Genomic DNA, 14,204 nt, shown 5'->3' with positions numbered 1-14,204 from the left:
GCTTGATTAAAATCAAAATGGTCGAGATATCAGCAACAAACCCTTTTACACCTCATTCAACTTTCGTTGCAATATGTTTTTTCTTGTTTCCCGGGAATGGCCTGCGACGCTACAGTCTGTGCATCCTGCAAAAGATGTACATCCCGTTGCGGGAATGGAAAAGATAAACCCTCAGCATCAAAACGTTCTTTCACTATTCGGGTGATATCCCAATAAACCTCCCAATAGTCCTCGGTCTTTACCCATGGGCGGCAGATAAAATTCACAGAAGATTCCGCCAGCTCATGCACTTGGATATTTGGTTCAGGAGTTTTCAGTACTAGTGGATGCTTATCGACAATATCCATCAGCACTTTACGGGCAAGGTCGATATCATCGTCGTAGCCTATACCAAACACAAGATCTACCCGGCGCTGCTTGCTACCGGTAATGTTGATGATGATATTGCCCCAAATTGAGTTGTTAGGTACAACCATGATCTGGTTATCGGCAGTGGTGATGGTGGTGGTTACCAGGTTCATGGAACGAACCACCCCCATAACACCTGCTACATCAACAAGATTACCGACATCAAAAGGCTTATACAGCATGATCATGATACCGCTTGCAAAATTGCTCAAGGTATTCTGCAAGGCAAAAGCAACAACAAAACCGGCGGCACCAATCAATGCCAGCAATGGACCTATATTGATTTCCAGAGCAGATAGTCCAAAAATCAAACCAATGATAAATGTCACCCGCCGCACGGAGTGAACAACAAAATTGCGCAACAGGATAGAACTGTTTTTAGCGATGCCAAATGCTTTTTCAGCCAATTTGCCAAGAATCAACCCCAGAACCCAAAACGCAAACACGGTAGCAATAAACGCAACAATGTTTTTCGCCCAGCGAATACCTCCTTCATCTGATTGCACCCACCCCATAACAGTAGCCCAGGCAGCTTCTTTGTCTGAGACATCGACCTTGATACCGCCTACGGAATCCATATATAGCCTATAGGGAACAACTATTTCGTTATCTTTTCCCTCTGGTGTTCTGCCAAGCTTGGCGTTCAACTCATCAAGCACTACACCGAGTCGATCGATGAGACCGGTGCGCTCGTCTCGAAGAGCTGCGACTGTATCCAGAATCTTACTTTTAAGTTCTGCCTCGGTATCAGCAACCTTATCCATTTCAGTACTAATTTTGGCGAGCTTTTCAGCATCATTCACCATTTTTTCAGTGGAATCTATGACTGCCTTCTTAATCTCTTCCTGCGTGGTTTGCAGCGCCTGCTTGGCATCATCTGCGGCGGCTATCATTTGTTCCGCTTTTCGGGTACGATCGATGTCTTTACCCTTTCCGCCTGCTGCCTCTGTTTGCTTGGCAACTTCGGTAACGGCTGTGGTTAAGGCCTCCGCTTCCTGGGCTGCTTTGGAAGCTTTCGCTAAACCTGGCGGCGGCTGATCCTTTGCAGGAGCTTCTTCACCTGCTGCTTTAAGCGCTATTTTCACTGATTCATCCTGGGCAACCTCTTGAGCCTTGGCCTTGGCCTCCTCAATTTTTGCCACCACCGCTTCCGCAGCTTGCTCTGCCTTTCCAGCTGATTCCACAGCTTTTTCAGCAGCCTTTCCTGTTTTATCCTCCACGGCATCCTGAACAGCTACCTTTACTTCATCCAGGCTCTCCTTGGCTGCCTCAATCTCTTTTTTTACTTCTTTGGCTTTTTCAATCTCTTTATTTTTTTGTTTAACGGCAATTTCCGCTGCACTGACTTCCTCGACCTTTTTCTTCAACAAGTCAAGCCAAGCATCGGCTTCACTAATCAACTCATCTTTTTTCAGCGGCTTAACCAGCAACTCCAACTCATCAACGGGAATATCTATATTTTTGGTGGTAACGGCTTTAGGCGGTGGATCATCTTTGGGTTTGGCTTCTTTGGCCAAACTCTCCGTGATCAAAAACATACTTGCAATCAGCAGGGAAATTGATAACCAGAGCCAACAATTTCTAGGTTTTTCCATTGCTCATTCTCCGTAATTTTTCATTGTAAAATCATTGCATAACCACAGTACTGTTAACCAAATCAGCTTTAATAAACAAGCAAATAAGGTCATTTCATAATACTGCTGATAACAAAACAAAAATAAAGGATGCAGCAGGGGGAAATAAAAAAATCAACGTTCAGCAAAGCTATCACCACGCTCTTTTAAAAATAATCACCCCTCTCTCTCATTTTCACATTTCTTTCATATTTCTTGCGTTATTACGGAGTAAAAGTCTCAGTGTGAAAAGAAGAAAAGATTGCTTGTTTTTGGATAACCAAAAACTGCATACTCACCATTTAATACGGTAGCAAATTGTGCTACCACAACACCCGGAGCCGTGAACAATGAAAAAACCAATTATCAGCAAAATCCACCTCACGCTTTGCAGTTGCCTTGCAATACTCCTTTTATGCTTCAACGTGGCACCGGCTCAAGAGACTGGTCTACCCAAGAGGAGCGCCGACCATGACATAGTGATGAAGCATCTTTTGAATTTAAGTAGTGAACAAATTGAAGCAATCAAGACAATTCGAAACAGTTATAAGGAGCCAATGATCAAAGAACGAGAAAACATTCGTAGAGCCAAACAAACATTCAGACGGACAGCAGAGAGCAGTAATGATGTAGCAGCCATTCATACGGCATATGCTCCAGTAGCTGAGGCAATGAAAAATATGGCTGTTAGCCGCATACTAATGAAAAAAGAAATCGACAATGTACTCACTGCCCAACAAATTGAAAAAGCACAAGCAGTGCGCGCAGAGCTTCTCAAAAACAAACCCAAACAACCCCCTATTGAAAGGCCTGAATGGGAATAAGCCCCCAAGACGCATGAATCCGCCAGACGATGGATTTGCCATTTTCTTTATTTTTCCAGCGTAGGGCAACCGTTTGCATCATCGTAATTATGACCCATCATTTTTTCTGATTACGTACAAAACTCAGCCAATTATCTACCGAAACAGACAGGGGACTGATTTTATTTCTCTTTTAAACCCGGGAGACAGATCGAAGACTCCGATCTGTCTCCCGAGTCCCCCAAAAAAATGGCTGAGTTTCATGGGTAATCAGATTATTTTTTAAACAAAGGAGCATACCTTCCATGGCACTAGAAAACAGTGGCCGGCCAAGCGGTTTCCACACACCTTCACCCGTTACCGTTATTATTATGTTTCTTCTCTTCCAGCTCATCCTTCTCGGCGGTCTGCCATTGCAAGCTGCCGCAGCGCACAAAGGGGGGAAAGATGAACATCGTCAGACAAAAGAAGTAAGTCTAAAGAAAATTATGGAAACACTTACAAATAAACTGGAGCTTAACCAGGGACAAATTGCTGAGGTTCAGCCAATAATGAAAAACTTTTTAACGCAATCTAAGCAATTACAAGAGGAGGCTATGGGTGGCCGACATTCGGGTAAAGGAGGAAATTCCGGAAAACAGATGGCTACCTTGGTTCAAGAAACCATGGATCAAATTGACGTCTTTCTCAATGAGGAACAATCTGAAAAATTTAAGGAACTCGTTCAATCGCTTACGAGGAAAGAAGGATTAAAAAAATTGTTTAGTTGAGCATAGAATTACTCCACTTCACCCAATGGGAAAGCAAAAGGGCTATTGGTCGACAAAAAGTAAAATGATGAAGCAGCAGGCCTATGGGTTTTTAGTAATGAATATATCAAACTATCATCCCATGACCTGCACAGCTCCGTACAGGCGGTTGTTTATTGCTATACCATCCTGATAATAAGCAGGTTTACGCACCCAATAAGAAATCCGAGAAGAGCCCCAAAGAGATTGATATACTTGAACTGTTCTTCCATGATCGACAGCAGCAGACGTTCCAGTTTGAGTAAATCAAGTGAGTTTACCTTTTCGGTAACCAATTCACTAATGTTCAACGAACCAACCAGGCCGGGCACCTCTTTTAATAACATAGTATTGGTGGTCAACACCACATACTCGGTCAACCCTTTTTGCACGCCTTGAGGTACAACCGCATGTAAAGTACCAACCGGTCTTTCCAAAAGGACATCTATGGCTCTATCGGTAAGAATATGGAGTATATTTTCAATATTTGCCGACTGCAGTAGCTCCACACTTTGTCGTGCAATCAGATCACGTATCTCTCCAGCTTCCCCACCTCCATATATCTGCTTGCCAAGGGCATGTAATGTGAGCTCACCCTGCTCGCACCACCCTTCAAGGGTTTCTTGCAGTATACTTCTCTCGCCCTTACCAGGCACGGAATACATAGCTAAGACCTGCTCTGCTATGCCGTCACAGAGCCCTTGCACACTTTCTTCCCCTGCTTGATCGAGCAGCTCGCCAAGGGGACGATCCAGCACTGCATCCACCTGCGCACACAGGACGCCTGCCAAGTGGTCATTCAGGGTCGGTTCTTGTAACCAGCCGACAATATCATCTTCTTTATCAGTGAGATACGCATCAACAGTACTTTCCAGCGAATCCATATCAATAAAGCCGCGTGCCATCGCTCCCATGGGGCCAAGCGATTCAATAAAATGATCGACCCCGCCTAAAATTCCAGTAATAATTCGTTCACGGATAAAGGGTTCTGAAAGCTGACGCCCTAATTGCTCCAACAACGCCGGGGTGTGCTTGCGTATTGCGGCATGAAGCAGCTCAAGGACCTGCTCCGGCAGTTGGTCTTTGAGCGTTTTCTCCTGGTCTGCTTCCGCCTCGATCCAGCATCTTATAAAGGCAGAAAGCCTGGAGGAAGTATCCGGACTTGCAAGAATGTTTTGCACCACACTATCCAGCACATTGTACAAGGTAGTTCTTGCCTCTGGAGCGATGAGCTGATTTATCTTTTTATCGCCCATGGCATCGAGCCGTTCTACGATAAAACCGTGTACCTGTCCTTGCCATTTTTCGCCGGCAAGAAACGTCCCAAGACCAACACCTAAGCGGTACTTCATGGTTTGCACCGCGACTTTAAAATAGGATTGAAACCGTTCAGGGATAAATGAAGAAACTGGGCCGAGCTCTGTTTTCAAAACTGCTTGCACACGTGTATCGACTAAAGAGTAAAGGTGCTCCTGAAAAGGCTCCCTGGAAAGAGCTGTGCCTATTTCTTTGCTTGTCAGCAGGTGTTCGCCAACCATCTCACCTATATTTTCGGCAAGTTCAGCTCTTTTAGAAGGGATAACCCCAGGGGTCATCGGCACCCGAAGGCCGAATATGTGCCACGCTTTAAGCGGCCTGAAAAGCATCCGGATAGCTATCCGGTTGGTAAGATAGCCGATAAAAGCACCGATGATCGGTGGACCTGCATAGGTGGCAAAAAAAAGGACATCTGAATATTGCATTTTAACAAGCCTGCATAAAAAGGGAGAGTAAGAGGTAAAGAAAAAGGAAAATGTAACCAATTAACAACGAATTATATCGATTATTTCTCCAGGATGATTGACAAGATATTTGGCACCATTTTGCTGAAGTTCTTCAATATCTCTGAATCCCCACAACACGCCAACACTATCGAGTTGGGCACCGACTGCTGTCTGCATGTCCACAGCAGTATCACCGACATAAAGAATCTCGCTCGCCTCCATCGCTTCTGCCGCCAGCTCTTCAATTATTTCCAGTGCACCTGCCGGATCCGGCTTTTTGGGAACCTGGTCACGCTGCCCTAGTACAGGCTCAAAATGCCATTTTGGTAGTAATGAATCCACACACACCCTGGTAAACCCGTCGGGTTTGTTGGAAAGAATACAAATTTTAACGCCCATCAAGGTCAGTTCATCCAGCATCTCCGCAACTCCGGGGTACATTTTTGTTTCCACAGCCCAGTTCCGCGCATAGTCTTGTTTGAAGTATTCTATTGCTTGGGCCAGGACGGCAGGTGTCCTATGGTGTTCCGGCAAAATACGCTCAACAAGGCTTGCCATGCCATCACCCACGAAATAACGATATGCTTCGGTTGGATGTGGGTCAAAACCAAGTTGTTCCAAAACCTTGTTCCCTGAATTGGCCAAATCGGCAAGTGTATCAAGTAAGGTACCGTCCAGATCAAAAATAACTGCTTTATAGCGCATCACGTCTTCCTCTATAAAAACAAAGCAAGCAATCTCTCAATTGTTTGACACTTTTTTTAATAACCCTTTTTTCCCAAAAACTAAGAATGTGTTTCGTTGCTGTTCTATTAGTCGATACATGCCCATAGGCCTACGTTAAAATTAAACCTAGGCCAATCGAAAAATGGACTGAAGCCTACCCAACGATTAACATCACCAGCCATATGCAAAGCCATCTTATACCAGTCCGTGAAGGACCGCGTAAATATTTTTTGTACCGTTGCTGCAGGATTTCCTGCATTTTTTTAAAAGTACATTAACAAGAGCGACACTGCGGCAAAAGTGCTCAATTCGGCTGCCGTTTTTTGGTTTTTACTGGGAAAAACAGGGTAGCTAAGCTATATATGCATCACAAGACGGTGTGTAGGATGTCAGGACACAGCCCTCAATAGAAGAGACCTGTATACAGCAAGTCTTGAGCAAGCACCGGCCAAAACATGCAAATTCAATCACTTGAAATAAAACCAGGCATCGATGGAGCAGCAAGAACAGGCCCCAAATATCATAATTGATCTTATCAAGGTCACGAAACTCTATACTCCTGATGTGCATGCACTGACAGATATCACCTTTTCCGTCAACAAGGGAGAGATGATCTTTCTCACCGGCAGAAGCGGCGCCGGCAAGACAACACTACTCAAGCTTATCAGCAAGGTCGAAACCCCGACCAAGGGCATGGTGGAGGTAGACGGCATTGACATAGCAAAAATACCGAGACGCAACCTGTATTCCCTGAGAAGAAAAATAGGTATGGCCTATCAGGATTTCAAATTACTTCCTGAACGGACTGTTGCGGCAAATATCGCTGTTTCCATGGAAGTTGTTTACCGAAAAAATTCTTTTATCATCAAGCGTACCAGAGAACTGCTGGAACAACTGGGACTGCAATCAAAAATAAATACCCCGGCGGCTGAGCTTTCCCGCGGAGAACAGCAACGAGTTGCCATTGCCAGGGCAGTTGCCAACTATCCGGAAATTATCCTTGCCGACGAGCCCACAGGAAACCTCGACGCTGAAACAACCGGGCGCGTGATGTCACTTTTTCATGATCTCCATCAACAGGGAGCGACCTTGTTGATCGCAACCCATGATATGTCGATCTACAACGACCAACATAGAGTTATTCAACTCGAGTTTGGTCAACAAAACAGCTACCAAGCGTCTGGATCAGATATTTCAACACAAGCCACCAACTATTAGCGTCTGTCCATGAGTCTTCTATCATCAGCTTTTCGTCATACCGGGCGCAACATGCTCCAGACCTGGAAATCACAGGTCATGACCCTGTTTACAGTCTCACTTTCCATCTTAATTTTTTCGTTCTTTTACCTCTCGTACTTTAATGCTCTCCATATTGGTCAAGAACTAGGCGATGACCTGCGGCTTATCGTTTATCTTGATGAAGAGCCCTCTCCTCCCCTGCAGGAAGAGTACAGGCGAAAAATTAAAAAATTCGACCAAGTCGAGCAGATTGTTTTTGTCAGCCGTCAGGAGGCTTTTCTCCGTTTTGAGAAGCAACTAGGTGATGACAAAGACATTCTACTTGATATACAACAGGATTTTCTGCCGCCATCAATTGAAGTCTATCCGATTAAAACACTGGACAGCCTTTCGCGGATAAAAAGGTTTTCTGATTACCTCTATACCTTACCTGGTGTACTGAAGGTGCAGTATGGTAAAGACTGGATTGAAAGATTTTACTCTTTTATTCAATTGATGCGCATCATTGTTATCCTATCCGGCTTTCTGCTTATCATGACCACTACTTTCATGGTGGCCCACACCATTCGGTTAACCCTGCTTTCCAGGCAAAGAGAGCTCGAACTTCTCCGCCTTGTAGGAGCTACCGATAATTATATTCGCATGCCTTTTCTTTTTGAAGGTGCGTTTCAGGGACTTATTGGTGCGTGCCTTGGCATTGGGGCCTTATACGCACTCTATAACTGGATTATCCTCCAATTTTCCGGCTCCAGCCTTTTTCAACTTTTCCCTTTTTCTTTTCTTCCGCTCCCCATAGTCGCAGTTTTGATTGTTGCTTCAACTTTGCTCTGTAGCTTTGGCAGTTTCTCTTCTGCCCGCAAAACTCTTCGCCTCTGATTAACGATCAATGCACTTTTTCTCATCCGTCCTCATCTTTCTCTGGCTTTGCATGATCCCCAGCCAGCTGCTCGCTCAAAATATCAGTCAAAAACCGATCCAGAGGCACAAAATCAGCATTGGTAAGCTACGCAAGGAAATAGAACGGCACCAGGGGAAGGTGGTCCAGAGCAATAAACAGGAAAAAACCATCCTTGAAGAGCTTGAAGACATCGATGTTCGGTTAGAACAACAGCTGGAAAAGATAGCGTCCATTGAACAGCAGGTTGCCGAGCAGGATAAGCTTATTGAAGCGAGGCAGCAGGAAATCATAGCTATTGACGAGGAAAAGAGTGCTCTGCAAGCCCACTTGACGAACCGGTTACGATCCTTTTATTTCATGGGAAAAACAAATTTTCTCAAGGTAACTTTTTCTCAAAAAAACCTGCCGGACCTGCTCCTTTTTGACGACGCCTTTCACAACCTTCTCATGTATGATCGTGAAGTTTTTGAGGCCTACAGAGAAAAGAAAAACCAGATCCAGGTTGCAAAACAAGTCCATGAGCTGGAAAAATCCGTCAAGATGGATTTTTTACACCAGGCAGAAGAAGAAAAGAAAGCGCTTGATTATATTGCAGCTGAAAAAAACGCCCTTTTAAAACAGACCAAAAACCAAAAAAGTCTCTATGCCCAAGCACTCAAGGAAATGCAAAAAGCTGAGGGCGATTTAACATCCACCATAATACAGTTGAAAAAAAATCAGGAAAAGTTGAACAAGGGCTTTCTCAACAGTAAAGGCAAACTGCCGGCCCCGGTCAAAGGAACACTGCAATCAGTCTTTCAACCAGATGGTACAGGCACAAGTCCGCTGAGTAACGGCATAACCATTAAGACTGTTGACGGTGCCAAGGTGCATGCTGTATATGACGGCAAAGTCATATATGCGGGTTATATGAAAGGGTTTGGTAAAACAATCATCATTGACCATGGTCGGCAGTACTATACGGTTACGGCAAGGCTAGATTCTATCCTGAGTCAAAAAGGTGCTAAAATAAAAAGCAAACAGATGATTGGCACCACCGGTGATATTGCGACTCTTTTCGGCAGGGGAATGTATTTTGAAATCCGCCATGGATCGATACCTGAGGACCCTTTACGCTGGTTACAACCTGACACTTTTCCTCAATAACGGCTGTTTTCCACGCAAAAACAAGCTGCGGGCAAATTTCCGTACATATGGATTGCGTCTCAGGTACATTCCCGTTAGTTTATGTTCTCTCAATATTTTTCCAACACCACTACAGGCCAGTAGCACATAACGCCATGAAGCTTACCACACTCTTGCCGGACATGATTCTCACCCAAAAAAGGCTATGCCTTTCGCTGCTCTTCTCATTGTTACTCTTCGGTGCCGGCACAACGCAGGCTGACGACAGTCAGCTCAACCGCGACACCTATAAGCACTTGGAGATATTTTCCAATGTACTGGTCTTACTCCAACAGCATTATGTTGACGAAGTTGATACCGAAAAAATAATTAACGGTGCCATCAATGGCATGCTTAATTCCCTGGATCCGCATTCTTCCTATATGTCACCCGAAGATTTCAGTGAACTGCAGGAAGAAACCCAGGGCAGCTTTCATGGTATTGGTATTGAAATTACTGTCCGAGACAACATCCTCACCGTAGTTGCCCCCATCGAGGGGACGCCTGCTGAAAAAAAAGGGCTCCAGGCCGGCGACCAGATTATTCGTATCAACGGTATACTGACCAAAAATATGTCATTGATGGATGCGGTTAAATCATTACGAGGGGAACTCAATACCGAAGTAACCCTGACCATTTACCGAGAAAAATGGAAAGAGATGCGGGAAATAACTCTCTTAAGAGACATTATCCCCCTTTATTCAGTTAAATCCCTGATGCTTGAACCTGGGATTCTCTATACCCGTATTACCAGTTTTCAAGCCACCACCACGCGGGATTTTCGCAAAGCACTTCTTGCTGGTGCAAAGGAACACCCAATCAAGGGGCTTGTTCTTGACTTACGAAACAATCCTGGCGGGCTGCTTGATCAGGCGGTCAAGATAGCAGACATCTTTCTTGATGATGGTATTATTGTTTCAACCAAGGGACGTAACGGTAGAGAACAGATGGTCTTTGAAGCCCACAACGGCGGACCGAAAAACGATTTTCCCATGGTTGTTCTGGTTAATGGTGGCTCAGCGAGCGGTTCTGAAATCGTTGCCGGAGCCTTACAAGACAACAAACGAGCCATCATTCTAGGGACAACAACTTTTGGCAAGGGGTCAGTACAGACAGTGCTCCCAATGCCAGGTGGAGCGGGTATACGCCTCACCACTGCCAGATACTACACCCCCAGCGGCACCTCAATCCAGGCAACAGGTATTCACCCTGACATTGAGGCTCCTTTAAGCACTGAACCAGACAAAAAAAACGAAGACCTCTCGGCACCACAGGTCAGGGAAAAAGACCTGCCCGGCCATTTCATCAACACCACCCAAAAAAAGTCCCAAGCCGAGACGGAAACGGTAGATACAAAAAATGACAATAAACAAAAACAACAGGAAATTACCGAAAAATTAGAAAAGGACAGTCAACTGCGAACTGCCCTTATTATCCTGAAAAGCCTTGAAATAGTTGCTGAAAAATAAGAACTGCCCCTATAAATAACAGAAAACCGAAATTTGGCAGGTACCTCGCCCAAGGCATATTAACTCAGTCCGAATTCTCTGAGTATATGCTCATTGTCGGTCCAGTTTTTTCTGATTTTTACCCATAGCTGCAGCCTCGCTTTACAGCCTAGCATGTGTACAATATCCGCAGTTGCCTGTTTACGGATAGTGGCAAGCATCTGCCCGCGATGTCCGATGACAATACCTTTTTGGGTGCTTCTTTCAACAACGATTGTTGCATGAATAACCACAGACGATGGATTGCTTTCATCAAAGGAATCAATCACCACTGCAGTTGAATAAGGGACTTCCTCCCGGGTAAGCCTGAAAATTTTCTCCCGTATTATTTCGGCCACAATAAATCGTTCAGAAGCATCGGTTGGAATGTCATCCGGATAGTACTTTGGCCCCTCAGGCAACCGGCTCACCATTTCTGCGACCAGGGTATCTGTGCCCCCCCCCTTGAGCGCCGAAATAGGGATCACGGCATCAAAGTCATGTCGATCACTGTACCATTTTGTCAGTGGTAAAAGTTGCTCCGGCTTTATCAAATCTATTTTATTGAGCGCTAGAAGAGTCGGCACTTTGATGTTGCTGAAATATTGCTGATATTCTTCTTCTCTTTTCTTCAATAACTTTTCAGATAATCCCGCACTGTCATCGATGAACAGAACAAGGTCAGCTTCACCAAGGCTTTCCAGAGCAACCTTCATCATCTCCTTATTCATTAAATCCTTTGCCTTGTGCAGACCTGGGGTGTCCAATACAATCATCTGGTAATTGTCACCAGTGACTATTCCAAGAATCCGATTTCTGGTTGTTTGCGGCTTATTGGACACAATGGCAATTTTTTGCCCCAACAAATGATTAAGTAAAGTTGATTTTCCTGCGTTGGGAGGACCGATTATGGCTACGACCCCTGAGCGGTATGATTCTTGATTCACGTGCTACCCTTTAATCTATATTCAATTGACTTGATGGCTTGCTTGAGAAAGTGTTTATTATCTATCATTACTTTCTGTGTACTTAAACTTTCACAGATGCAGATACCAGTGCTTGAGACATAATAATACCGTGTTTACACATTAAGCATAATCCCATGTTCCAACACTCTCTTTTTGCTTGCAGGAATATGAAATATATCTAAAGAAAATAATGACAAAGATACATATTCCTGCTATCCACTGTAACTTACCATGACTTTTGAACTTCGCAATGTGTTAGATAATGATCACTCCCGGTAATATTGTTGACTATATCGATGGCGGTAAATTCATTTGCGCCCTCGTCACCAGAATATCAGAAAAACGCGTCCACCTAATTAATCAAAATGGTCGCGAAATCAGCCTTCCTCAGTCTCGTATTGTCACCCTTTCCAAGCAACACTATTCCGTCCAGGCTTCCCGGGAAGAGCAGATAGACCTGCTCAAAACCGCCGCCGAAAAACGCGCCCTTTTAGCTGGAGATATAAACCTGGAAGAACTTTGGGAAATCGTCAACGAAGAAGAACAACGAAAATATTCGGTTACTTTTCTGGCTGAGCTCATTTATGGCAAAGAGTTTGACGACGACCAGTTAGCAGGTTTTGTCCGCGCTGTTTTTGCCGATCGGTTTTATTTTAAATACAAAAACGATCAGGTTACGATTCACACTCAGGAACAGGTTCAACACCTTCAAGACGAATACGAAAAGCAGCAAGAAAAAGAAAAACTCCTTGAATCAGGGGCCAGTTTTCTCCAAAAAATTCTGGAGGGAGAAACTGTTTCCAATCATGAATGGCCGGATCGCGATAAATGTCTTTACTGGCTGTCACAGTATGAACTGTTCGGCAATGATGGAGAGGAAAGCGCGCTGATGCGCAACCTGCTCAAAAAAGCAGACCTGACAGCTCCCCATACGGGCTACAATATTCTGGTAAAAGCAGGGTATTGGGATGCAGACGAAAACCTGGCTCTGCTGAAGTCGGAACATCCTCAGGAGTTCCCAACGGCCTGCCTGACCAGCGCTGAACAGATAAAAGAAGCCTCGACACAGGAATTACTGAGCGACTCCAAACGAAAAGATTTTCGGGATCTCCCGCTACTCACCATTGATGGAGCGTTTACCCGCGACTTTGACGATGCTCTCCATTTTGAGCAGTTGGAAAACGGCAAAGTAAGGGTAGGGATTCATATTACTGACGTCAGTTACTATGTTTCTCCACGTTCCCCCTTGTTTGCTGAGGCCCAGGAAAGAGCAACAACGCTCTATTTTCCCGAAGGGCATGTGCCCATGCTGCCCAAATCCCTTTCTCTGGATGTGTGCAGCCTTATCAAAGGAAAAATACGGCCTGCCATCAGTTTTCTAGTTACCCTTGACGATACAGGCTTTATTACCCATACCTCCATTGTTCCCTCAGTCATCAAGGTGCAAAGGCAACTCAGCTATCGGGAAGCTGACAACCTGATAGCAAAAGATCAAGACTTGGCCGGACTCAATGCAGTGTGGAAAAAACTACGGCAAAGCAGGGTCGACAGAGGTGCGTTGCTGCTCCCTTTTCCTGATGCAAATATTGACATCAGGGATCGTAATAATATCCAAATTTACCTTGCCCCGGTGGACACGCCTTCGCGAAGCCTGGTCTCCGAGTTGATGATACTCGCCAATGGGGTTGCATCCGATTACCTTGCCGGAAGAGGTGCTCCCGGGCTTTTTCGTTCACAGCCCCCTCCTAGAAAACGTCTGATTTCAGGGACCAGTAACAGTTTGACTGATATAGCACTCCAACGACGTTTTTTATCAAGAGGTGAACTGACAGCCCATCCAAAGCCCCATAGCGGCCTTGGCCTCAACAGTTACACCACCATAACTTCCCCTATACGAAGATTTCTGGACCTTGCTATGCAGCACCAGATCAGTAATATGATTCACGGCAAGGGAATTTTATTTTCAGCAGACGAGTGCAAAACTTTTTCCGGCACTATTCAGCAAAAACTCAGCAGAGCAAATGCCGTACGCCAGCAGCGCCAACGTTATTGGATACTCAGGTACTTGGAACCCAAACAGGGCCAATCGATGAGTGCGCTGATTGTTGGCCAAGGACCCAAGCGAGTCAACCTGCTTCTCACCGATTGCCTCTGCGACATTGACCTGCCACCCAACCCCTACTTTCCAGTAGAAGTCGGGGACACGGTCAAAGTTCGTCTAGTCCGGGTCAAACCATTGGACGGAGTCTTACGTTTTGAATGGTAAAAGGTTAACTATTCATCAGCAGCCAAGGAGTCTTCGCTTACCCGGAGTCTTCGCTTACCTTATCTCTTTACCACGCAAAAA

At 45.0% G+C, this 14,204-nt stretch carries 11 protein-coding genes; 7 read left to right on the top strand and 4 right to left on the bottom strand.

The window, feature by feature from the left end; genetic code table 11:
* Positions 1-56 precede the first annotated feature (56 nt).
* Positions 57-2,003: a mechanosensitive ion channel family protein gene (locus JWH17_RS09100; protein ID WP_205222292.1), complete on the bottom strand. Its 1,947-nt coding sequence runs from the start codon at positions 2,001-2,003 to the stop codon at positions 57-59.
* A 368-nt stretch (positions 2,004-2,371) separates the two neighbouring features.
* Between JWH17_RS09100 and JWH17_RS09095 the strand changes: the two genes are divergently transcribed.
* Positions 2,372-2,845 carry a Spy/CpxP family protein refolding chaperone gene (locus JWH17_RS09095; RefSeq protein WP_205222291.1) on the top strand — a complete coding sequence of 158 codons (474 nt, stop codon included), beginning with the start codon at positions 2,372-2,374 and terminating at the stop codon, positions 2,843-2,845.
* 284 nt (positions 2,846-3,129) lie between these two features.
* Positions 3,130-3,594, top strand: a complete 465-nt coding sequence (locus tag JWH17_RS09090; RefSeq protein ID WP_205222290.1) for a hypothetical protein — start codon at positions 3,130-3,132, stop codon at positions 3,592-3,594.
* 158 nt (positions 3,595-3,752) lie between these two features.
* Here the strand turns inward: JWH17_RS09090 and JWH17_RS09085 are convergent, their stop codons facing one another.
* Positions 3,753-5,354, bottom strand: coding sequence for a DUF445 family protein (locus tag JWH17_RS09085; protein WP_205222288.1), 1,602 nt, complete (start codon positions 5,352-5,354; stop codon positions 3,753-3,755).
* Positions 5,355-5,414: 60 nt separating this feature from the next.
* Positions 5,415-6,080 carry an HAD family hydrolase gene (locus JWH17_RS09080; protein WP_205222287.1) on the bottom strand — a complete coding sequence of 222 codons (666 nt, stop codon included), beginning with the start codon at positions 6,078-6,080 and terminating at the stop codon, positions 5,415-5,417.
* Positions 6,081-6,593: 513 nt separating this feature from the next.
* Here JWH17_RS09080 and ftsE point away from each other — a divergent pair.
* The 4 genes from ftsE (at position 6,594) to JWH17_RS09060 (ending at position 10,871) form a co-directional block, all read left to right on the top strand.
* Entirely contained in the window at positions 6,594-7,319 is a 726-nt protein-coding gene (gene ftsE / locus JWH17_RS09075; RefSeq protein ID WP_205222286.1) for a cell division ATP-binding protein FtsE, read from the top strand.
* Positions 7,320-7,328: 9 nt separating this feature from the next.
* On the top strand, positions 7,329-8,216 hold the full coding sequence (locus JWH17_RS09070; protein ID WP_205222285.1) for a cell division protein FtsX: 888 nt from the start codon (positions 7,329-7,331) through the stop codon (positions 8,214-8,216).
* Between the two features lie 52 nt (positions 8,217-8,268).
* The gene (locus JWH17_RS09065) at positions 8,269-9,384 is read left to right on the top strand and encodes a murein hydrolase activator EnvC family protein (RefSeq protein WP_205222284.1); all 1,116 of its coding nucleotides are present in this window, start codon (positions 8,269-8,271) and stop codon (positions 9,382-9,384) included.
* Positions 9,385-9,518: 134 nt separating this feature from the next.
* Positions 9,519-10,871, top strand: a complete 1,353-nt coding sequence (locus JWH17_RS09060; protein ID WP_232371003.1) for a S41 family peptidase — start codon at positions 9,519-9,521, stop codon at positions 10,869-10,871.
* A 59-nt stretch (positions 10,872-10,930) separates the two neighbouring features.
* Here JWH17_RS09060 and era read toward each other — a convergent pair whose 3' ends face one another.
* Positions 10,931-11,836, bottom strand: coding sequence for a GTPase Era (era, locus tag JWH17_RS09055; protein ID WP_205222283.1), 906 nt, complete (start codon positions 11,834-11,836; stop codon positions 10,931-10,933).
* Positions 11,837-12,119: 283 nt separating this feature from the next.
* On the opposite strand from era, the gene JWH17_RS09050 reads away from it, so the two are divergent.
* The gene (locus JWH17_RS09050) at positions 12,120-14,123 is read left to right on the top strand and encodes a ribonuclease catalytic domain-containing protein (protein ID WP_205222282.1); all 2,004 of its coding nucleotides are present in this window, start codon (positions 12,120-12,122) and stop codon (positions 14,121-14,123) included.
* Positions 14,124-14,204 lie beyond the last annotated feature (81 nt).

It is taken from the genome of Desulfogranum marinum (assembly GCF_016918565.1).
GTDB lineage: Bacteria > Desulfobacterota > Desulfobulbia > Desulfobulbales > Desulfobulbaceae > Desulfogranum > Desulfogranum marinum.
The sequence above is the reverse complement of the archived record's forward strand: the minus strand, read 5'-3'. Positions and strand labels throughout refer to the sequence as shown.